Origin of the sequence: Pseudomonas sp. ABC1 (assembly GCF_013395055.1) — a bacterium.
Classification (GTDB): Bacteria; Pseudomonadota; Gammaproteobacteria; order Pseudomonadales; family Pseudomonadaceae; genus Stutzerimonas.
In genome coordinates this window covers 3,364,114-3,383,487 of the sequence record NZ_CP058349.1, presented here as the reverse complement: position 1 = coordinate 3,383,487, position 19,374 = coordinate 3,364,114, and the positions used below count along the sequence as shown (strand labels likewise).

The following is a 19,374-nucleotide window of genomic DNA, read 5'->3' as shown; positions in this document are numbered from 1 at the left end:
GCAATCACGAACAAATTTCTCGAACGATATCAGCCAGATGCTCGGCGTGGGCTCGCACCACCGCTTCATCATCGCCCTCGACCATCACCCGCACCAACGGCTCCGTACCCGACTTGCGCAACAGCACGCGACCGCGCCCAGCCATGCTCCGCGTCACCTCAGCGCAGGCCGCCTGCACATCCGAATGATTGACCGGGTCGACATCGCCAGAAAAGCGCACATTTATCAGCACTTGCGGACACTTGTGCCATGCCAGACGCTCCTGCGCCAAGGTCTGCCCACGACGCCGCAACGCCAGGATGACCTGTAGCGCAGCAATGATCGCGTCCCCCGTCGTCGTATGCTGTGCACAAATGACATGCCCGGAGTTTTCCCCGCCGAGCACCCACTCCCGCTCCAGCATTTCAGCCATCACATAGCGATCGCCAACGCCTGCGCGAGCAAAGGGGATATCACGTGCCTTGAGCGCCAATTCCAACCCGAGGTTGCTCATCAGCGTGCCAACCACACCACCAGGCAGCCGATCGCGCTCCTGCAGGTCCGTGGCGATGATATAGAGCAACTCGTCGCCATCGACCACCGCACCGGTATGATCGACCATCAGCACTCGATCCCCGTCGCCATCGAAGGCGATGCCCAGGTCAGCCCCCTGCTCCACGACCACCTTCTGCAGATGCCCCATGTGAGTGGAACCGACACCGGCATTGATATTCAGGCCATCGGGCTCGGCCGCCGTGACCACAACCTCGGCGCCCAACTCACGAAATACGCTGGGCGCAACCTTGTAGGTCGCACCATGGGCACAATCCAGCACCACCTTGAGCCCGGAGAAATCCGTACTGGTGGGCACACTGCTCTTGCAGAACTCGATATAGCGACCAGCGGCATCGTTGATGCGCGAAGCCTTGCCAAGGTGCGCCGAATCGACCACGGTCATGGGCGCATCCAGAAGCTCCTCGATCATCCGTTCCACTTCATCGGGCAACTTGGTGCCCTTGCCCGAGAAGAACTTGATGCCATTGTCATGATGCGGATTGTGCGACGCACTGATGACGATCCCGGCGTCGGCATGGAAGGTGCGCGCCAGGTAGGCAATGGCCGGGGTCGGCATCGGCCCCAGCAGCAGCACATCCGCCCCTGCAGCCGACAGACCGGCCTGCAGGGCCGACTCGAACATATAGCCCGATATCCGCGTGTCCTTGCCGATCAGGATGCGGCTCTTGCCCTGTTTGCGAAAGGCCATGCCCGCCGCCCAACCCAGCCTGAGCATGAAATCAGGAGTAATGGGGAAATGGCCGACATGACCACGAATGCCGTCGGTACCAAAGTATTTTCTCGTCATGGGGAAGCTTTCCTATTCCGCCGCCATTACTGCGGCAATCATGCGAACCACATCGATCGTTTCGGGCACATCGTGCACACGCACGATACTCGCCCCTTTCGCGACCGCCAGCGCTGCCAGCGCAAGGCTGCCCGGTAAACGCTCATGCACTTCTCGCCCAAGGGCGCGCCCGATCATGCTCTTGCGCGACACCCCCACCAGGAGAGGCCGCGCCAACTCACCCAGCGATTCCAGGTGTTTGAAAAGGCTCAGGTTATGTTCGAGGGTCTTAGCGAAGCCGAAGCCAGGATCGAGCAGAATCCTGTCTGCCGGAATGCCTGCCGCCTCACATGCCAGCATGCGCTCGCACAGGAACGACTTCACCTCGGCAGTGACATCCAGATAAGCGGGGTCGTCCTGCATATCGCCCGGCTCACCGAGCATATGCATCAGGCAAACGGGCAGACCGGTGGCAGCAGCAGCGTCCAGCGCACCATCACGCCGCAGCGAACGCACATCATTGAGCAACCCAGCGCCAAGCCGAGCACTTTCACGCATGACCGCTGGCGTGGAAGTATCGACCGACACCACCACGTCCAACTCACGCACGATAGCCTCGACCACAGGCGCCACCCTTTCCAGCTCTTCCGTAGGCGAGACCGGACGCGCGCCCGGCCTGGTCGACTCGCCACCGACATCGATGAAGGTCGCACCTGCCTCGACCATCGAGCGAGCATGCAGCAGCGCCGCATCACGGACAGCGAAGCGGCCACCATCGGAAAAGGAGTCAGGGGTTATATTGAGGATACCCATCACATGCGGATGAGATAAATCGATGACCCGATTGCCGAAGGCAAACCGGGTCGAACGCACTACTTCCGTCATTTACAGACCTTGCGAACGGCCAGCCGGATGAACCGACTGGCCGATGGTATCAATGCTCGCCTGCAGGCCCGCCAATCGGAGCATCCGGGCGAGGCTCCTGCGGCTGGACAGGCGGAGTACCCGACGCACCGGCATCGTCGTCCCAGTCGCGCGGCTCACGCACTTCGCGGCCAGCCATGATGTCGTCGATCTGGGCAGAGTCGATCGTTTCATACTTCATCAGAGCCTCGGCCATGACGTCCAGCTTGTCGCGGTTATCCACCAGAATCTGCTTGGCCGTGGCATAGCACTGGTCGATGATGCTGCGAACTTCCTCGTCGATCAGCTTGGCCGTTTCACCCGAAACATTGGTCGACTGGCTACCGGCGCTACGCCCAAGGAAGACTTCGCCTTCCTCTTCCGCATACATCAACGGGCCGAGCTTCTCCGAGAGCCCCCACTTGGTCACCATGTTCCGCGCCAGTTGAGTGGCACGCATGATGTCGTTGGAAGCCCCCGTGGTGACCCCTTCGAAGCCCAAGGTCATTTCCTCGGCGATACGGCCACCGAACAACGAGCAAATCTGGCTGATCAGCGCGCGCTTGGACAGGCTGTAGCGATCTTCCTCGGGCAGGAACATGGTCACGCCCAGGGCACGGCCACGCGGAATGATGGAAACCTTGTAGACCGGATCGTGCTCGGGCACCAGGCGGCCGACGATGGCATGGCCAGCCTCGTGGAATGCGGTGTTGAGCTTCTCTTTCTCGGACATGACCATGGTCTTGCGCTCGGCGCCCATCATGATCTTGTCCTTGGCCAGCTCGAACTCCTTCATTTCCACCAGGCGCTTGCCAGCCCGAGCGGCGAACAGTGAGGCTTCGTTGACCAGGTTGGCCAGGTCGGCACCGGAAAAGCCCGGTGTACCGCGCGCAATGACGGCGGGATCGACGTTTTCACCGACCGGCACCTTGCGCATATGTACCTTGAGAATCTGCTCACGCCCACGGATGTCCGGCAGACCGACCACCACCTGGCGGTCGAAACGACCAGGGCGCAGCAGCGCCGGGTCCAGCACGTCCGGACGGTTGGTAGCGGCGATGACGATGATGCCATCGTTCATCTCGAAGCCGTCCATCTCTACCAGCAACTGGTTGAGGGTCTGCTCGCGCTCGTCATGACCACCGCCCAGGCCAGCGCCACGATGACGACCGACTGCGTCGATCTCATCGATGAAGATGATGCAAGGAGCATGTTTCTTGGCCTGGTCGAACATGTCGCGTACACGGCTGGCACCGACACCGACGAACATTTCAACGAAGTCAGAACCGGAAATGGTGAAGAACGGCACCTTGGCCTCGCCCGCAACGGCCTTGGCCAACAGCGTCTTGCCGGTACCCGGAGAGCCGACCATCAGCACGCCACGCGGGATGCGCCCACCCAGGCGCTGGAACTTGCCCGGATCGCGCAGGAACTCGACCAGCTCACTGACCTCTTCCTTGGCCTCGTCGCAACCGGCGACGTCGGCGAAGGTGGTCTTGACCTGATCTTCGGAGAGCAGACGTGCCTTGGACTTGCCGAAGCTCATCGGCCCACCTTTGCCACCCGCGCCGCCCTGCATCTGGCGCATGAAGAACATGAACACGGCGATGATCACCAGAATCGGGAAGCTGGCCACCAGCAACTGTGTCCAGATGCTCTGCTGCTCGGGCTGCTTACCCTCGATCACCACATTGTTGTTGATCAGATCGCCAATCAGGCCGTTGTCCTGAATGGCCGGACGTATGGTCCTGAAGGTATCGCCATCGGCACGACGGCCGACGATCACATAGCCATCGACCGTCACACGGTCGACACGCCCTTCCTTGACCTGCGAGATGAAGTCCGAATAGTTGAGCGTCTGCGGCTCGTTCGGGCTGGAGAAATTGTTCATCACCGTGACCAGTACGGCGGCGATGATCAGCCACAGGATCAGGTTTTTTGCCATGTCGTTCAAATTAACTACCCTCTGGAGCGCTCTGCCTAGACGGCGCGCATGACGGCCAACAGCTTGCCCGGCCTAACTTACTACACAACGAGCATCCGTAGGCACAAGTCGTCTGTAACCCTATATGAAGATCCTGCCCCGGCATATATCCACGAAAAGCCTCTCCGCGAACCTTGCCTGACGCCCCTGGAACATAGAGTCGATCAGCAGCGCCTGGTTCTATTCAGCCTTGAAACCACGCCCGAGCAGATACTGCTCGCGGGAGCGATCACGAGACGACAACGGCTTGCGCATCAGCACCTTGTCGAAGCTTTGCCGTACATCCTTGAGGTAGGTATCGAACCCTTCCCCCTGGAATATCTTGATCAGGAAATCCCCGCCCGGGCGCAGGACTCGCGTCGCAAGATCGAGCGCCAGCTCGCAGAGAAACATCGCCTTGGCCTGATCGACGGCACGCACTCCACTCATATTGGGGGCCATATCGGAAATCACAAGGTCCACGCGGTTATCGCCGATGGCCTCGAGTATCTGCGCGAAAACCGCATCCTCGGTGAAATCCCCCTGGATGAAGGTGACATCGGCAATGCTGTCCATCTCCAGGATATCCGAGGCGATCAGCCGCCCCTTGTCACCGATGACGCGACTGGTCACCTGCGACCAGCCACCCGGAGCCGCGCCAAGATCGACCACGGTCATGCCTGGCCTCAGCAAGCGATCCCGCTCCTGCAACTCCAGGAGCTTGTAGCTGGCACGCGAACGATAGCCGTCGCGCTGAGCCATCTTCACATAAGGATCATCGAAATGTTCTTTCAGCCAACGCGGGCTGGTCTTGGAACGTGCCAAGCTGTTACCTCATCTCTGTGCGGCCCGGAGTGTCTCGGTTACACTAGCCGACTATTCAAGGGTTCCGACGTGAAGGGTCGAATTATGCCGCTCAACAACGAGCAGAAGAAACAGTACAAATCCATTGGCCATCACCTCAAGCCTGTCCTGACCGTTGCCGAGAACGGCCTGAGCGAAGGTGTACTGGCTGAACTGGAACGCGCCCTGAACGATCACGAACTGATCAAGATCCAGTTGCGCCTGAGTGAGCGAGAAGAGCGCCAGGCCATTGTCGAAGAGCTGTGTGCCGCCGCCCGCTGCGAACTGGTGCAGAGCATTGGCAAGGTCGCACTGGTCTATCGCCGCAATCCCAAGGCCAACCGGCAACTGTCCAATATCAGCCGTTTCCAGGGCTGAGGGTTCAGGTTGCGGCTTCGGGCTTTCCAGCATGAAGCCACAGCCTTCGGATGTCACCCGCCACGACGCGCCTTCGGCGCTGGCTGCAGCAATAGCAACAAGCCGCAGCCACCTACCGCCAGATAACTGAACAACAATCCTTGCTCGCTCGGCCAGACGGCACGCTGCACAAAATGAAGCACGGTCAGCAGCAGAGCCAAGGACAGCAACTGCCCTCGCAGATCACGCAGCAGCGCTGAAAGACCCAGAACTTGCACCAGAATCAACATCTGCAGCAGGACACAAAAGGCCGCGAAGCTCAACAGCAAGGGCCTTAGCGCAGCCGCGACCTCATCGATCAACAGAGGCGCGAAGCCGAGCTCATGCAGGGAAGGCAGCACCACAAACTGCAGCAGCCATACCCCGCAGCCCCAGAGCGCCTGGGCAAGCTGCCAACTGGCGACGGCAGCCTGCCCTTTCAGCCACTCAGATATGGCGAACCTCGACGATCTCGTACTCGACAAGACCGCTCGGGGTTTTGACCGTGGCCACATCCCCCTCGGTCTTGCCGATCAGGGCACGAGCGATGGGCGAGCCCACCGAAAGCTTGCCTTGCTTGATATCGGCTTCGTCCTCGCCAACGATCTGGTAGACCACGCTTTCGTCAGTCTCGACATTGGCGATCTCGACCGTAGTGCCGAAAATCACCTTGCCGGTGTGCTCAATGGTGGTGACATCGATCACCACCGAATGCTGCAAACGGCCTTCGATATCACGGATACGCGCCTCGACCATGCCTTGCTGCTCGCGGGCGGCATGGTACTCGGCGTTCTCCTTGAGATCACCCAGTTCGCGGGCGGTGCCGATATCCTGACTGAGCTTCGGACGCACCACCTTGGTCAGGTGGGCCAGTTCTTCTTCCAGGGCGCGAGCGCCCTGAACGGTCATCGGGAACTTGGTAGTCATGCCTTGATTCCTGCATGGAGATCCTGCAAGCGGCGCACAGTCTTCTCGGGACCGAACTTGAGCGCCTCACAGATCGCCTGGCCACCCGCAATGGTGGTAGTGATGCAGATCTTGTGCTGCAGGGCGTTGCGACGGATGGAGTAAGAGTCCGCAATGGACTGGCGACCGGCCGTGGTGTTGATGATCAGGCTGACTTCGTCGTTCTTGATCATGTCGACGACATGCGGACGGCCCTCGGTGACCTTGTTGACACGACGCACCGGCAGGCCGGCGTCTTCGATCAAGCGAGCGGTACCGGCGGTGGCCACGACCTCGAAGCCAAGGCCGATCAGATCGCGCGCGACCTGCTCGACGAAGGGCTTGTCGTCCTCGCGCACGCTGATGAAGGCACAGCCGGAAGTCGGCAGAATCTCGCTGGCACCCAACTGGGCCTTGGCGAAGGCCTCGGCGAAGCTGTCACCAACCCCCATCACCTCGCCGGTGGACTTCATTTCCGGACCGAGGATGGTGTCCACGCCCGGGAACTTGGCGAACGGGAACACCGCTTCCTTGACGCTGAAGAACGGCGGGATGATTTCCTCGGTGAAGCCCACTTCGGCCAGGCTCTTGCCAGCCATCACGCGTGCGGCGACCTTGGCCAGCGAGGTACCGATGCACTTGGAGACGAAAGGCACGGTACGCGAGGCGCGCGGATTGACTTCGAGAACGTAGATATCTTCGCCCTGCACCGCCATCTGCACGTTCATCAGGCCGACCACGTCCAGCTCCAGCGCCATGCGCCGTACCTGGTCGCGAATCTCGTCCTGTATCGACTGCGGCAGCGAATAGACCGGCAGCGAGCACGCGGAGTCGCCCGAGTGGATACCGGCCTGCTCGATGTGCTGCATGATCGCGCCGATGACCACGTTCTCACCGTCGCACACGGCGTCGATATCGATCTCGATGGCACAGTTGAGGAAGTGGTCGAGCAGCACCGGGCTGTCGTTCGACACCTGCACCGCTTCACGCATATAGCGCTTGAGCTCTTCTTCCTCGTAGACGATTTCCATCGCCCGGCCGCCCAGCACATAGGACGGACGCACCACCAGCGGATAGCCGATGACCTTGGAGGCAGCAATGGCTTCCTCTTCGCTGCGCGCCGTGGCGTTCTGCGGCTGACGCAGGTTCAGGCGCTGCACCATCTGCTGGAAGCGCTCGCGATCTTCGGCGCGATCGATGGCGTCCGGGCTGGTGCCGATGATAGGCACACCAGCCTCTTCCAAGGCACGGCAGATTTTCAGCGGCGTCTGGCCGCCATACTGCACGATGACGCCCTTGGGCTGCTCGACACGGACGATTTCCAGTACGTCCTCAAGCGTCACCGGCTCGAAATACAGGCGGTCGGAGGTATCGTAGTCGGTGGAAACGGTTTCCGGGTTGCAGTTGACCATGATGGTTTCATAGCCGTCTTCGCGCATGGCGAGGGCGGCGTGCACGCAGCAATAGTCGAACTCGATACCCTGGCCGATACGGTTCGGACCGCCGCCGAGGATCATGATCTTGTCGCGACCCGACGGATTGGCCTCGCACTCTTCCTCGTAGGTCGAATACATGTAGGCGGTGTCGGTGGCGAACTCGGCCGCACAGGTGTCGACGCGCTTGTAGACCGGCAGCACCTTCAGCTTGTGGCGATGGCTGCGCAGGTTTTTCTCGGTGACACCCAGCAGCTTGGCCAGGCGCGCATCGGAAAAGCCCTTGCGCTTGAGCTTGTACATCAGGTCGCGGTCGATGGAGGACAGGCCGAGGGTCTTGATCAGCGCCTCGTCCTTGATCAGGTCTTCGATCTGCACCAGGAACCAGGGGTCGATACTGGTCAGCGCGAACACATCCTCGACGCTCTTGCCGGCACGGAAGGCATCGCCCACATACCAGATGCGCTCGGCGCCCGGCACGGTCAGCTCACGCTTGAGGGTGCTCTCGGCCTCGGCATCGCCCAGGTTCAGCTTGGGATCGAAGCCACTGGCACCGACTTCCAGGCCACGCAGGGCTTTCTGCAAGGACTCCTGGAAGGTACGGCCGATGGCCATGACTTCGCCCACGGATTTCATCTGGGTGGTCAGGCGGGCGTCGGCCTTGGGGAATTTCTCGAAGGCGAAACGCGGCACCTTGGTGACCACGTAGTCGATGGCCGGCTCGAAGGACGCCGGCGTACGACCGCCAGTGATGTCGTTCTGCAACTCATCGAGGGTGTAGCCGACCGCCAGCTTGGCGGCGATCTTGGCGATCGGGAAGCCGGTGGCCTTGGAGGCCAGCGCCGAAGAACGCGACACGCGCGGGTTCATCTCGATCACCACCATGCGACCGGTGTTCGGGCAAATGCCGAACTGCACGTTGGAGCCGCCGGTTTCCACGCCGATCTCACGCAGCACCGCCAGCGAGGCGTTGCGCAGGATCTGGTATTCCTTGTCGGTCAGGGTCTGGGCCGGCGCGACGGTGATGGAGTCGCCGGTGTGCACGCCCATCGGGTCGAAGTTCTCGATGGAGCAGACGATGATGCAGTTGTCCTTCTTGTCGCGGACCACCTCCATCTCGTATTCCTTCCAGCCGATCAGCGATTCGTCGATCAGCAGTTCCTTGGTCGGCGACAGGTCCAGGCCACGGGTGCAGATTTCCTCGAACTCTTCACGGTTGTAGGCGATACCGCCGCCGGTGCCACCCATGGTGAAGGACGGACGGATGATGCAGGGGAAGCCGACCTTGTCGAGTACGCCGTAGGCTTCTTCCATGCTATGGGCGATGCCCGAGACCGGGCAGGCCAGGCCGATGTCCTTCATCGCCTTGTCGAAGCGCGAACGGTCTTCGGCCTTGTCGATGGTGTCGGCATTGGCACCGATCATTTCGACGCCGAACTTCTCCAGCACGCCATTGCGCTCCAGCTCCAGGGCGCAGTTCAGCGCGGTCTGGCCGCCCATGGTCGGCAGCAGCGCGTCGGGGCGCTCCTTCTCGATGATCTTGGCCACCGTCTGCCACTTGATCGGCTCGATGTAGGTGGCATCGGCCATGGCCGGGTCGGTCATGATGGTGGCCGGGTTGGAGTTCACCAGGATGACGCGGAAACCCTCTTCCTTCAGCGCCTTGCAGGCCTGGGCGCCGGAGTAGTCGAACTCGCAGGCCTGGCCGATGACGATGGGGCCGGCGCCGAGGATCAGGACACTTTTGATATCTGTACGTTTTGGCATAGGTCTTACTCGAATCCTTCGCTCAGCGGATCAACGGCGGGCAGCCATGGCGGAGATGAAACGGTCGAACAGCGGCGCGACGTCGTGCGGCCCCGGGCTCGCCTCGGGGTGGCCCTGGAAGCTGAACGCAGACTTGTCGGTGCGTTCGATACCCTGCAGGGTGCCGTCGAACAGCGACTTGTGGGTCGCGCGCAGGTTGCCCGGCAGGCTCTCGTGGTCCACCGCGAAGCCGTGGTTCTGGCTGGTGATCATCACCACGCCGCTGTCCAGGTCCTGCACAGGGTGGTTGGCACCATGGTGCCCGTTGGGCATCTTCACGGTCTTCGCACCAGAGGCCAGCGCCAGCAACTGGTGGCCCAGGCAGATACCGAATACCGGGATATCGGTCTCGAGAACCTGTTGGATCGCCTCGATGGCGTAGTCGCACGGCTCGGGGTCGCCAGGGCCGTTGGACAGGAAGACGCCATCCGGCTTCAGCGCCAGGGCTTCGCTGGCCGGCGCCTGGGCTGGCAGCACGGTGACGCGGCAACCGCGCTCGACCAGCATGCGCAGGATATTCAGCTTGACGCCGAAGTCGTAGGCCACCACGTGGTAAGGCAACGCTTCAGCAGCAATTTCGGGATGACTGTCGTCCTTCAGGTTCCAGACACTGGAGCGCCACTCGTAGCGCTCACGGGTGCTGACTTCCTTGGCAAGGTCCATGCCTTTCAGGCCTGGGAAGCTGCGCGCCAGCTCAAGGGCCTTTTCTTCGGTCGCGTCGGCACCCGCCAGGATGCAGCCGTTCTGCGCACCTTTCTCTCGCAGGATGCGGGTCAGGCGACGGGTATCGATACCGGCGATGGCGACAGTGCCACGCTCCTTCAGGTACTCGTCCAGCGGCTGGCGGTTGCGCCAGTTGCTGGCGACCAACGGCAGGTCGCGGATCACCAGGCCAGCAGCCCAGACCTGCGAAGCCTCGGCGTCTTCCGGCGTGGTGCCGGTATTGCCGACATGCGGATAGGTCAGGGTGACGATCTGACGGGCATAGGACGGATCGGTGAGGATTTCCTGATAGCCGGTCATGGCGGTGTTGAAGACCACTTCACCTATGGTCTGGCCATCGGCCCCGATGGATTCGCCGCGGAAGATGCTGCCATCGGCGAGGGCCAGAATGGCAGGTTGAAGGGCTGGCTTAGTCAAGAGACCTCCCGAAGATCTGGCTGAAGCGCACGCAGATTGTAAAAAAGCGGGATGACGTGTGAAGGTCATCCCGCTTTTTATATGAATTCATTCTGCGCAACTTTTACTTTTAGTGGACACACTAAAGTAGGAATCATACAGAAAGGCTGCCAATCGGTCCACCCGAGACACCGGATCCGGCACAAAGCACAGGCGATTGGCATGGACGCCCCGAAATCGCCCACCTCGTCGGACCGCACGCCTCCCCGGCGCACCAAAAATGCGCAGCACAGTCGAAGGGAAAAACCAACTCGCTGATTTTGATAGGGAAATCTTTATGGCTCGCACCTTGCTTGAGGCTTTGCATACAGGGCAAAAGGAGCGATGCATGCAAGCCTTCTACGATGAAATGATCGATGCCAACGGAGAGTGCCGCCCGCACTACAAGGCATTCGCCAAGTGGCTGGCCGACACACCAGAGGAGTTGCTGCAACAGCGCCGGCGCGAAGCCGACCTGCTGTTCCACCGCGCCGGCATTACCTTCACCCTCTACGGCGACGAGCAGGGAACCGAGCGCCTGATCCCTTTCGACACCATCCCCCGCGCCATCCCCGCCAGCGAATGGCGCCAGGTGGAGCGCGGCTGCATCCAGCGCGTCCAGGCGCTGAACATGTTCCTCGATGACATCTACCACGACCAGCGCATCCTCAAGGCCGGCATCGTTCCGGCCGAGCAGGTGCTGGTCAACGATCACTACCAGTTGGCGATGTGCGGCCTGGATCTGCACCGCAACCTCTATGCGCACATCTCCGGCGTCGACCTGGTGCGCGATGGCGACGGCAGTTACTACGTCCTCGAAGACAACCTGCGCACCCCCAGCGGCGTCAGCTACATGCTGGAAGACCGCAAGATGATGATGCGCCTGTTCCCCGAACTGTTCGCCAGCCAGCGCATCGCACCGATCAACCACTACCCGAGCCTGCTGCTGGACACCCTGCGCAGCTCCAGTCCGCTAGACAACCCCAGCGTGGTGGTGATGACACCCGGCCGCTTCAACAGCGCTTATTTCGAACACGCCTTCCTCGCCCGGGAAATGGGCGTGGAACTGGTGGAAGGCGCCGACCTGTTCGTGCGCGACGACAAGGTCTTCATGCGCACCACCTACGGCGCCAAGCCGGTGGATGTGATCTACCGCCGCCTGGACGACGCCTACCTCGACCCGCTGGCGTTCAACCCGCACTCGGCACTCGGCGTACCGGGGCTGCTGTCGGCCTACCGCCGCGGCAACCTGGTACTGGCCAACGCCATCGGCACCGGTGTCGCCGACGACAAGGCCATCTACCCCTACGTCCCGGACATGATTCGCTTCTACCTGAGCGAAGAGCCGATCCTCAAGAACGTGCCAACCTGGCAATGCCGCAAGCCCGAGGAACTGTCCCACGTCCTGGCCAACCTGCCGCAACTGGTGGTCAAGGAAACCCAGGGTTCCGGTGGCTACGGCATGCTGGTCGGCCCCGCCGCCAGCCAGGCCGAGATCGAGGACTTCCGCCAGCGCCTCAAGGCCAACCCCGCCAACTACATCGCCCAGCCGACCCTCAGCCTGTCGACCTGCCCGACCTTCGTCGACAGCGGCATCGCACCGCGCCACATCGACCTGCGCCCCTTCGTCCTCAGTGGCCAGGATACCCGCCTGGTGCCCGGCGGCCTGACCCGCGTGGCATTGCGCGAAGGCTCACTGGTGGTCAACTCATCCCAGGGCGGTGGCACCAAGGACACCTGGATCGTGGAGGACTGCCCATGCTGAGCCGTACCGCTGCCGACCTCTACTGGATGTCCCGCTACCTGGAACGTGCGGAAAACCTCGCCCGCATGATGGAAGTCAGCTATTCGCTGTCGCTGATGCCGCAAGCCGGCCAGGGCAACGGCCTGGAAGAACTGGGCATGCCACTGCTGATCACCGGCACCCTGGAAGCCTACCAGCAGCGCCATGGCGAGCTGCATGGCGAACGCATGCTGCACTTCTTTGCCCTGGACGAGCAGAACCCGGCCAGCATCTACAACTGCCTGGCCAGTGCCCGCGCCAACGCCCACGCCGTGCGTGGCCGCATCACGGCGGACATGTGGGAAAACATCAACACCTCCTGGCTGGACATGCGCGGCATCGCCGAACAAGGGCTCGGGCGCTACGGCATCAGCCGCTTCTGCGACTGGGTCAAGGAGCGCTCGCACCTGTTCCGTGGCGCCACCGTCGGCACCATCATGCGTGGCGACGCCTACCGTTTCATCCGCCTGGGCACCTTCATCGAGTGCGCCGACAACACCCTGCGCCTGCTGGATGCACGCTACGAACTGCTGGGCGAGGAAGCTGACTCGATCGAAGACCGCTCGGCACACGCCTACTACCAGTGGAGCGCACTGCTGCGCGCGCTCTCGTCGTTCGAAGCCTTCGCCGACATCTACCGTGGCTCGCCACGGGCCGGCAAGGTCGCCGAGTTGCTGTTGTTGCGCGCGGAAGTCCCGCGCTCGCTGCGCACCTGCCTGGACGAGATCGACCGGATCCTGTCCAGCCTGCCTGGCGACAACGGGCGTCCCGCCCAACGCCTGGCCGCCGAACTGGTGGCCGGCATGCGCTACACCACCATCGAGGAAATCCTGCAACAGGGCCTGCATGACTCGATCACCCGCCACATCGAGCACCTGCAATCATTGAGCAACGCCATCCACAGCGCTTACCTGGAGGCCGCATGAAGCTTTCCATCGACCATGACACCACCTACAGCTACGACGACCAGGTGCGCGCCAGCATCCAGTACCTGCGCCTGACGCCCCAGCAAAGCCGGCGCCAGCGCATCCTCAGTTGGAACCTGGAACTGCCGCGCCCGGCTTCGGCGCAGATCGATCCGTACGGCAATATCCTGCACGTGCTGACCCTCGACGAACCCCACGACTCGATCCTGATCCGCGCCCGCGGCCAGGTGGAGATCGATATCGACGTAGACACCGGACAGGAGCCCGGTTCGCCACTGCCCTTCCTGCGCAGCACGCCGCTGTCCCAGGCCGACCAGGCTCTGCGCGACTTCGCCTGGCAGCACACCGACGGCCAGCGCAACCACCAGGCGCTGAGCCAGTTGATGGAAGCCCTGGCCGAACACATCGAATACGTGCCCGGCGCCACCCACGTCGACAGCAGCGCCAGCACGGCCTTCGCCGGGCGTGCCGGGGTCTGTCAGGACCACACCCACGCCTTCCTCGCCTGCGCTCGCAGCATCGGCGTGCCGGCCCGCTACGTTTCCGGCTACCTCTACACCGAGGACAGCGGCCACCTGGCCAGCCACGCCTGGGCCGAGGTCTGGCTCGACGGCGCCTGGTACAGCTTCGACGTGACCAACCGCCTGACACGCCCGGAACGTCACCTGAAACTGGCCGTCGGCCTCGACTACCTGGACGCCTGCCCGGTGCGCGGCATGCGTCGGGGCGGCGGCGACGAACGTATGCACGCCAAGGTGCTGGTTGCGCCCATGCAGATGAGCCAGCAGTGATGCGGCGGCACGCTTCAAGTCGTCGGCTTGAAGCGTGCCCTCAGGCTATACTCCGCACCCCGCCACTTTCCGATGTCCAGTAGAGCCGCCCGATCATGACCTACTGTGTTGCCATGCACCTGGCCGACGGCCTGGTGTTCGTCTCAGATTCACGCACCAATGCCGGTATCGACCACATCGCCACCTTCCGCAAACTGCATGTCTTCGGCATTCCCGGAGAGCGCCTGATCGTGCTGCAAACGGCGGGCAACCTGGCCACCTCGCAATCGGTCGTCAGCCTGCTGCGCCAGCGCCTGCTGGGTGACGGCCCGCACCTGCACAACGTCCCGACGCTGTTCGACGCCGCCCGCCTGGTCGGCCAGACCCTGCGCGAAGTGGTCGAACACGACAGCGCCCCGAGCATGACTGCCGGCGTCGACATGAGCAGTTCGTTCCTGGTCGGCGGGCAGATCGCGGGATCGGCACCCGCTCTCTACAACCTGTACCCGCAAGGCAACTTCATCGCCGCCACGGCCGACACGCCCTACTTCCAGATCGGCGAGAGCAAGTACGGCAAGCCGATCCTCGACCGCGCACTGCAAAACGACACCAGCCTGGAATACGCCCTGCGCTGTGCACTGATTTCCTTCGACTCGACCATCCGCAGCAACCTCTCGGTCGGCCTGCCGCTGGACGTGCTGGTCTATCGCCGCGACAGCCTGGAAGTGCCGCACGGCTATCGGGTAGAGGAAGGCGACCCCTACTTCGAAACGGTCAGGCAGCAATGGGGCAACGGCCTTCGGCAACTGCTGCAGGAACTGCCCAGCACACCGGGCAGCTATCTGGGCGAATAGGCTCGTCAGCACAGCGGCTCCTGCGACCAGCCATGACGGCTGGGGAGTGGGTGCCTGGCGGCTGGATTGGCAATTTTGTCTTTGACCGATAGAGCGTATCGCGTGACTTTTAGGTCAGCGCTTCTGTGCGAATGCCAGGCGGTGACTGTAGGAAGAAACCCGCTGGCCTTAGCCTTGCGCACCTAGGCTCCCGCCTGCGCGGGAGCGACGGAGTTGGGGCTTTTCCCGTGGTCACCTCGGTATTTGCCGCGAGCCCGGCCAGCCCCTCGGAGCAACCTTCGCCGACAGGGATGTCGGCGTAGAGCCTCAGGGATGAGTTCATGCGTGTTGCGTAGAGGGGCTGGCCGGGTTCGCAACACCACGGACGCCAGGACAGCGCAAACGATCCATGCTCAACCACGGACTTACCTGCCAATCCGGTCTCGGCCCTTATATAGCGCGATTACCCTAGCGGTCTGCGCCCCTCCCTACCGGGATGCAGCGGGTGAATGTAAGATGCACGGTTTTCACGGCTTGTCCGTGGACGCCCAAGAACCATCGCACAGCGTCCGCAGCCCGCCCGCCTTCCACTGGAGAATCCCCGATGGCGCTTGAACGCTCCGAGGTGGAAAAGATCGCTCACCTGGCCCGCCTGGGCCTTGATGAAAGCGAACTTCCCCGCACCACCGAAACCCTCAACAGCATCCTCGGCCTGGTCGATCGCATGCAGGCCGTGGACACCAACGGCATCGAGCCCCTGGCCCACCCACTGGAAGCGACCCAGCGCCTGCGCGCCGACGCGGTTACCGAAGTCGACCGGCACGAGGACTACCAGGCCATCGCACCGGCCGTGCAGGATGGTCTCTACCTGGTTCCACGGGTGATCGAATGAACGACATACACCAATTGACCCTGGCCGGCATCGCCCGCGCCCTCGCTGACAAGCAGTTCTCCGCCGAGGAGCTGACCCGCGACCTGCTGGCACGCATTGCCCGCATCGATCCGCAACTCAACAGCTTCATCACCATCACCGAAGCGACCGCCATCGAGCAGGCGAAAGCCGCCGACGCACGCCGCGCCGCAGGTGAAAACAGCGCCCTGCTCGGCGCACCGATCGGCCACAAGGACCTGTTCTGCACCCAGGGCGTGCTGACCACCTGCGCCTCGAAAATCCTGCACAACTTCGAAGCGCCCTACGATGCCACCGTGGTCGAGAAGCTCGCCGCCGCCGGCGCCGTCAGCCTCGGCAAGCTGAACATGGATGAGTTCGCCATGGGTTCGGCCAACGAATCCAGCCACTACGGCGCGGTAAAGAATCCCTGGGACACGAGCCGCGTACCCGGCGGCTCCAGCGGCGGCTCGGCTGCCGCCGTAGCCGCACGCTTGCTGCCGGCCGCCACCGGCACCGACACCGGCGGTTCGATCCGCCAGCCTGCCGCGCTGACCAACCTCACCGGCATCAAGCCGACCTATGGCCGTGTCTCGCGCTGGGGCATGATCGCCTACGCCTCCAGCCTCGACCAGGGTGGCCCGCTGGCGCGCACCGCCGAGGATTGCGCACTGCTGCTGCAGGCCATGGCCGGATTCGATGCGAAGGACTCCACCAGCGTCGACGTGCCGGTGGACGACTACCTGGCGGCGCTGAGCCAACCGCTGGCCGGCCTGCGCATCGGCCTGCCGAAGGAATACTTCGGCAACGGCCTGGACGCCCGCATCGGCGAGAAAGTGCTGGCAGTGGTCGAGGAGCTGAAAAAGCTCGGCGCCACGGTCAAGGACATCAGCCTGCCCAACCTGCAACACGCCATCCCGGCCTACTACGTGATCGCCCCCGCCGAAGCCAGCTCCAACCTGTCGCGCTTCGACGGCGTACGTTTCGGCTACCGTTGCGAAAGCCCGGTCAACCTCGAAGACCTCTACAAACGCTCGCGTGGCGAGGGCTTCGGCGCCGAGGTCAAGCGGCGCATCATGGTCGGCACCTACGCACTGTCCGCCGGCTATTACGACGCCTACTACATCAAGGCCCAGCAGATTCGCCGGCTGATCAAGAACGACTTCGTCGCCGCCTTCGCGGACGTCGACGTGATCCTCGGCCCAACCACGCCGAACCTGGCCTGGAAGCTCGGCGAGAAGAACGCCGATCCGGTTTCCGCCTACCTGGAAGACATCTACACCATCACCGCCAACCTGGCCGGCATTCCCGGCCTGTCGATGCCGGCCGGCTTCGTCGATGGCCTGCCGGTGGGCGTGCAGTTGCTCGGCAACTACTTCCAGGAAAGCCGCCTGCTCAACGTGGCGCACCAGTACCAGCAGGTCACCGACTGGCACAAACAAGCACCCACCGGGTTCTGAGGCATACCCTCCCCTCTCCCATTCATGGGAGAGGGGAGCAGGCCGCAACGCATTCGAGGAGCATCAAAGATGCAATGGGAAACCGTAATCGGGCTGGAAATCCATGCCCAGCTCAGCACCCAGTCGAAGATTTTCTCCGGCAGCGCCACCACCTTCGGTGCCGCGCCCAACACCCAGGCCAGCCTGGTCGACCTCGGCATGCCCGGCACCCTGCCAGTGCTGAATGCCGAAGCCGTACGCATGGCCTGCCAGTTCGGCCTGGCCATCGACGCCGAGATCGGTGAGCGCAACGTCTTCGCGCGCAAGAACTACTTCTACCCGGACCTGCCCAAGGGCTACCAGACCAGCCAGATGGACCACCCCATCGTCGGCAAGGGCTTCCTCGACATCACCCTGGAAGACGGCACGGTCAAACGCATCGGCATCACCCGCGCGCACCTGGAAGAAGACGCCGGCAAGAGCCTGCACGAAGACTTCCACGGCATGAGCGGCATCGACCTGAACCGCGCCGGCACGCCACTGCTGGAGATCGTCTCGGAGCCGGACATCCGCTCGGCAAAAGAAGCGGTGGCTTATGTGAAAGCCATCCATGCCCTGGTGCGCTACCTCGGCATCTGCGACGGCAACATGGCCGAAGGCTCGCTGCGCTGCGACTGCAACGTTTCGGTACGCCCCAAGGGCCAGGCCGAGTTCGGTACACGCGCCGAGATCAAGAACGTCAACTCGTTCCGTTTCATCGAAAAAGCCATCAACCATGAAGTGCAGCGCCAGATCGAACTGATCGAAGACGGCGGCAAGGTGGTGCAGGAAACCCGCCTGTACGACCCGAACAAGGACCAGACCCGCTCCATGCGCAGCAAGGAAGAAGCCAACGACTACCGTTACTTCCCCTGCCCCGACCTGCTGCCGGTGGTGATCGAGCGCAGTTACCTGGATGCCTTGCGCGCCGAACTGCCGGAGCTGCCGCCCCAGAAGCGCGAACGCTTCGAACGCCAGTTCGGCCTGTCCACCTATGACGCCAGCGTGCTCTCGGCAAGCCGCGAACTGGCCGACTACTTCGAGGCGGTCGAGAAGACCTGCGGCGATGCCAAGCTGGCGGCCAACTGGGTCATGGGCGAGCTGTCCAGCCTGCTCAACAAGGACAATCTGGAGATCGAGCAGTCGCCGGTGTCCGCCGAGCAATTGGGCGGTCTGATCCTGCGTATCAAGGACAACACCATCAGCGGCAAGATCGCCAAGGTAGTGCTGGAAGCGCTGGCCAACGGCGAAGGCGAAAGCGCAGACCAGGTCATCGAACAGAAAGGCCTCAAGCAGGTCACAGACAGCGGCGCCATCGAAAGCATGCTCGACGAAGTACTGGCGGCCAACGCGGCCCAGGTCGAACAGTACCGTGCCAGCGACGAAGCCAAGCGCGGCAAGATGTTCGGCTTCTTCGTCGGCCAGGCGATGAAAGCCTCGAAAGGCAAGGCCAATCCGGGCCAGGTCAACGAACTGCTGAAGAAGAAACTGGAAGGATGAAACAACAGCGGCACGCTTCAAGCGGCAAGCCTCGAGCAGGCCACCAGGGCCTGCCGCTTTCCGCCTGGAGCATGCTGCTGGTCGCGACCCTGCTGACCGGCTGTTCGACCTTCGGGGGCGGTGACTCGCAGACAGGCAAGGCCTCCTGGTACGGCAGCGCCCACCATGGCAAGAAGACCGCCAGCGGTGAGCGCTTCGACCAGCACGCACTGACCGCCGCACACCGCACGCTGCCTTTCGGCACCCAGGTACGGGTCACCAACCTGGACAATGGCCGCGAAGTCACGGTCCGCGTCAACGACCGAGGCCCCTTCAAACGGGGTCGTATCATCGACCTTTCCCGCGCCGCAGCCCAACGCCTCGACATGCTCCGCTCGGGCGTGGCGCCTGTTCGCATCCAGCCACTGGGACGCTGAACGTGCCCGAG

At 62.7% G+C, this 19,374-nt stretch carries 17 protein-coding genes; 9 read left to right on the top strand and 8 right to left on the bottom strand.

Features of this window, described 5'->3' with window-relative positions; translation table 11 throughout:
• Window positions 1-4: 4 nt before the first annotated feature.
• From glmM to rlmE, 4 genes are all read right to left on the bottom strand, one after another.
• Window positions 5-1,342 (bottom strand): phosphoglucosamine mutase, encoded by a 1,338-nt coding sequence (gene glmM / locus HW090_RS14760; RefSeq protein ID WP_179114225.1) that lies wholly within the window; start codon window positions 1,340-1,342, stop codon window positions 5-7.
• Between the two features lie 12 nt (window positions 1,343-1,354).
• Window positions 1,355-2,206 carry a dihydropteroate synthase gene (folP, locus tag HW090_RS14755; protein ID WP_179114224.1) on the bottom strand — a complete coding sequence of 284 codons (852 nt, stop codon included), beginning with the start codon at window positions 2,204-2,206 and terminating at the stop codon, window positions 1,355-1,357.
• A 49-nt stretch (window positions 2,207-2,255) separates the two neighbouring features.
• The gene (ftsH, locus tag HW090_RS14750) at window positions 2,256-4,169 is read right to left on the bottom strand and encodes an ATP-dependent zinc metalloprotease FtsH (RefSeq protein WP_179114223.1); all 1,914 of its coding nucleotides are present in this window, start codon (window positions 4,167-4,169) and stop codon (window positions 2,256-2,258) included.
• Between the two features lie 219 nt (window positions 4,170-4,388).
• Window positions 4,389-5,012: a 23S rRNA (uridine(2552)-2'-O)-methyltransferase RlmE gene (rlmE, locus tag HW090_RS14745; RefSeq protein WP_179114222.1), complete on the bottom strand. Its 624-nt coding sequence runs from the start codon at window positions 5,010-5,012 to the stop codon at window positions 4,389-4,391.
• An 84-nt stretch (window positions 5,013-5,096) separates the two neighbouring features.
• Between rlmE and yhbY the strand changes: the two genes are divergently transcribed.
• Entirely contained in the window at window positions 5,097-5,408 is a 312-nt protein-coding gene (gene yhbY / locus HW090_RS14740) for a ribosome assembly RNA-binding protein YhbY (protein ID WP_179114221.1), read from the top strand.
• Between the two features lie 53 nt (window positions 5,409-5,461).
• Here the strand turns inward: yhbY and HW090_RS14735 are convergent, their stop codons facing one another.
• From HW090_RS14735 to carA, 4 genes are read right to left on the bottom strand one after another with little or no spacing between them, the layout of a single operon-like run.
• Window positions 5,462-5,941, bottom strand: coding sequence for a DUF4149 domain-containing protein (locus tag HW090_RS14735; protein ID WP_256930683.1), 480 nt, complete (start codon window positions 5,939-5,941; stop codon window positions 5,462-5,464).
• Entirely contained in the window at window positions 5,874-6,353 is a 480-nt protein-coding gene (gene greA, locus HW090_RS14730) for a transcription elongation factor GreA (protein ID WP_179114220.1), read from the bottom strand. Before greA ends, HW090_RS14735 begins: the two co-directional genes overlap by 68 nt.
• A complete protein-coding gene (carB, locus tag HW090_RS14725) occupies window positions 6,350-9,571 on the bottom strand; it encodes a carbamoyl-phosphate synthase large subunit (protein ID WP_179114219.1) in 3,222 nt (1,073 codons plus the stop codon). The genes greA and carB overlap by 4 nt, the downstream gene beginning before the upstream one ends.
• Window positions 9,572-9,601: 30 nt before the next feature.
• Entirely contained in the window at window positions 9,602-10,750 is a 1,149-nt protein-coding gene (gene carA / locus HW090_RS14720) for a glutamine-hydrolyzing carbamoyl-phosphate synthase small subunit (RefSeq protein WP_179114218.1), read from the bottom strand.
• Window positions 10,751-11,117: 367 nt separating this feature from the next.
• On the opposite strand from carA, the gene HW090_RS14715 reads away from it, so the two are divergent.
• The 8 genes from HW090_RS14715 (at window position 11,118) to HW090_RS14680 (ending at window position 19,363) form a co-directional block, all read left to right on the top strand.
• Window positions 11,118-12,533, top strand: coding sequence for a circularly permuted type 2 ATP-grasp protein (locus HW090_RS14715; protein ID WP_179114217.1), 1,416 nt, complete (start codon window positions 11,118-11,120; stop codon window positions 12,531-12,533).
• On the top strand, window positions 12,527-13,477 hold the full coding sequence (locus tag HW090_RS14710; protein WP_179114216.1) for an alpha-E domain-containing protein: 951 nt from the start codon (window positions 12,527-12,529) through the stop codon (window positions 13,475-13,477). Before HW090_RS14715 ends, HW090_RS14710 begins: the two co-directional genes overlap by 7 nt.
• Entirely contained in the window at window positions 13,474-14,268 is a 795-nt protein-coding gene (locus HW090_RS14705) for a transglutaminase family protein (RefSeq protein ID WP_179114215.1), read from the top strand. The genes HW090_RS14710 and HW090_RS14705 overlap by 4 nt, the downstream gene beginning before the upstream one ends.
• 95 nt (window positions 14,269-14,363) lie before the next feature.
• Window positions 14,364-15,101 (top strand): proteasome-type protease, encoded by a 738-nt coding sequence (locus tag HW090_RS14700; RefSeq protein WP_179114214.1) that lies wholly within the window; start codon window positions 14,364-14,366, stop codon window positions 15,099-15,101.
• Between the two features lie 583 nt (window positions 15,102-15,684).
• A complete protein-coding gene (gatC, locus tag HW090_RS14695; RefSeq protein WP_179114213.1) occupies window positions 15,685-15,972 on the top strand; it encodes an Asp-tRNA(Asn)/Glu-tRNA(Gln) amidotransferase subunit GatC in 288 nt (95 codons plus the stop codon).
• Window positions 15,969-17,429, top strand: a complete 1,461-nt coding sequence (gene gatA / locus HW090_RS14690) for an Asp-tRNA(Asn)/Glu-tRNA(Gln) amidotransferase subunit GatA (RefSeq protein ID WP_179114212.1) — start codon at window positions 15,969-15,971, stop codon at window positions 17,427-17,429. The genes gatC and gatA overlap by 4 nt, the downstream gene beginning before the upstream one ends.
• Before the next feature lie 69 nt (window positions 17,430-17,498).
• A complete protein-coding gene (gene gatB / locus HW090_RS14685) occupies window positions 17,499-18,947 on the top strand; it encodes an Asp-tRNA(Asn)/Glu-tRNA(Gln) amidotransferase subunit GatB (RefSeq protein ID WP_179114211.1) in 1,449 nt (482 codons plus the stop codon).
• Between the two features lie 71 nt (window positions 18,948-19,018).
• The gene (locus HW090_RS14680; RefSeq protein ID WP_256930809.1) at window positions 19,019-19,363 is read left to right on the top strand and encodes a septal ring lytic transglycosylase RlpA family protein; all 345 of its coding nucleotides are present in this window, start codon (window positions 19,019-19,021) and stop codon (window positions 19,361-19,363) included.
• The last annotated feature ends 11 nt before the right edge of the window (window positions 19,364-19,374 follow it).

What these genes read in the sequence shown, in the direction of transcription:
- HW090_RS14680 (WP_256930809.1), top strand. Translation starts at nt 19,019, where the DNA reads ATGCTGCTGGTCGCGACCCTGCTGACCGGCTGTTCGACCTTCGGGGGC.
- glmM (WP_179114225.1), bottom strand. Translation starts at nt 1,342, where the DNA reads ATGACGAGAAAATACTTTGGTACCGACGGCATTCGTGGTCATGTCGGC.
- greA (WP_179114220.1), bottom strand. Translation starts at nt 6,353, where the DNA reads ATGACTACCAAGTTCCCGATGACCGTTCAGGGCGCTCGCGCCCTGGAA.
- gatB (WP_179114211.1), top strand. Translation starts at nt 17,499, where the DNA reads ATGCAATGGGAAACCGTAATCGGGCTGGAAATCCATGCCCAGCTCAGC.
- HW090_RS14705 (WP_179114215.1), top strand. Translation starts at nt 13,474, where the DNA reads ATGAAGCTTTCCATCGACCATGACACCACCTACAGCTACGACGACCAG.
- gatC (WP_179114213.1), top strand. Translation starts at nt 15,685, where the DNA reads ATGGCGCTTGAACGCTCCGAGGTGGAAAAGATCGCTCACCTGGCCCGC.
- HW090_RS14735 (WP_256930683.1), bottom strand. Translation starts at nt 5,941, where the DNA reads ATGTGGCCACGGTCAAAACCCCGAGCGGTCTTGTCGAGTACGAGATCG.
- carB (WP_179114219.1), bottom strand. Translation starts at nt 9,571, where the DNA reads ATGCCAAAACGTACAGATATCAAAAGTGTCCTGATCCTCGGCGCCGGC.
- HW090_RS14700 (WP_179114214.1), top strand. Translation starts at nt 14,364, where the DNA reads ATGACCTACTGTGTTGCCATGCACCTGGCCGACGGCCTGGTGTTCGTC.
- yhbY (WP_179114221.1), top strand. Translation starts at nt 5,097, where the DNA reads ATGCCGCTCAACAACGAGCAGAAGAAACAGTACAAATCCATTGGCCAT.
- folP (WP_179114224.1), bottom strand. Translation starts at nt 2,206, where the DNA reads ATGACGGAAGTAGTGCGTTCGACCCGGTTTGCCTTCGGCAATCGGGTC.
- gatA (WP_179114212.1), top strand. Translation starts at nt 15,969, where the DNA reads ATGAACGACATACACCAATTGACCCTGGCCGGCATCGCCCGCGCCCTC.
- HW090_RS14710 (WP_179114216.1), top strand. Translation starts at nt 12,527, where the DNA reads ATGCTGAGCCGTACCGCTGCCGACCTCTACTGGATGTCCCGCTACCTG.
- HW090_RS14715 (WP_179114217.1), top strand. Translation starts at nt 11,118, where the DNA reads ATGCAAGCCTTCTACGATGAAATGATCGATGCCAACGGAGAGTGCCGC.
- ftsH (WP_179114223.1), bottom strand. Translation starts at nt 4,169, where the DNA reads ATGGCAAAAAACCTGATCCTGTGGCTGATCATCGCCGCCGTACTGGTC.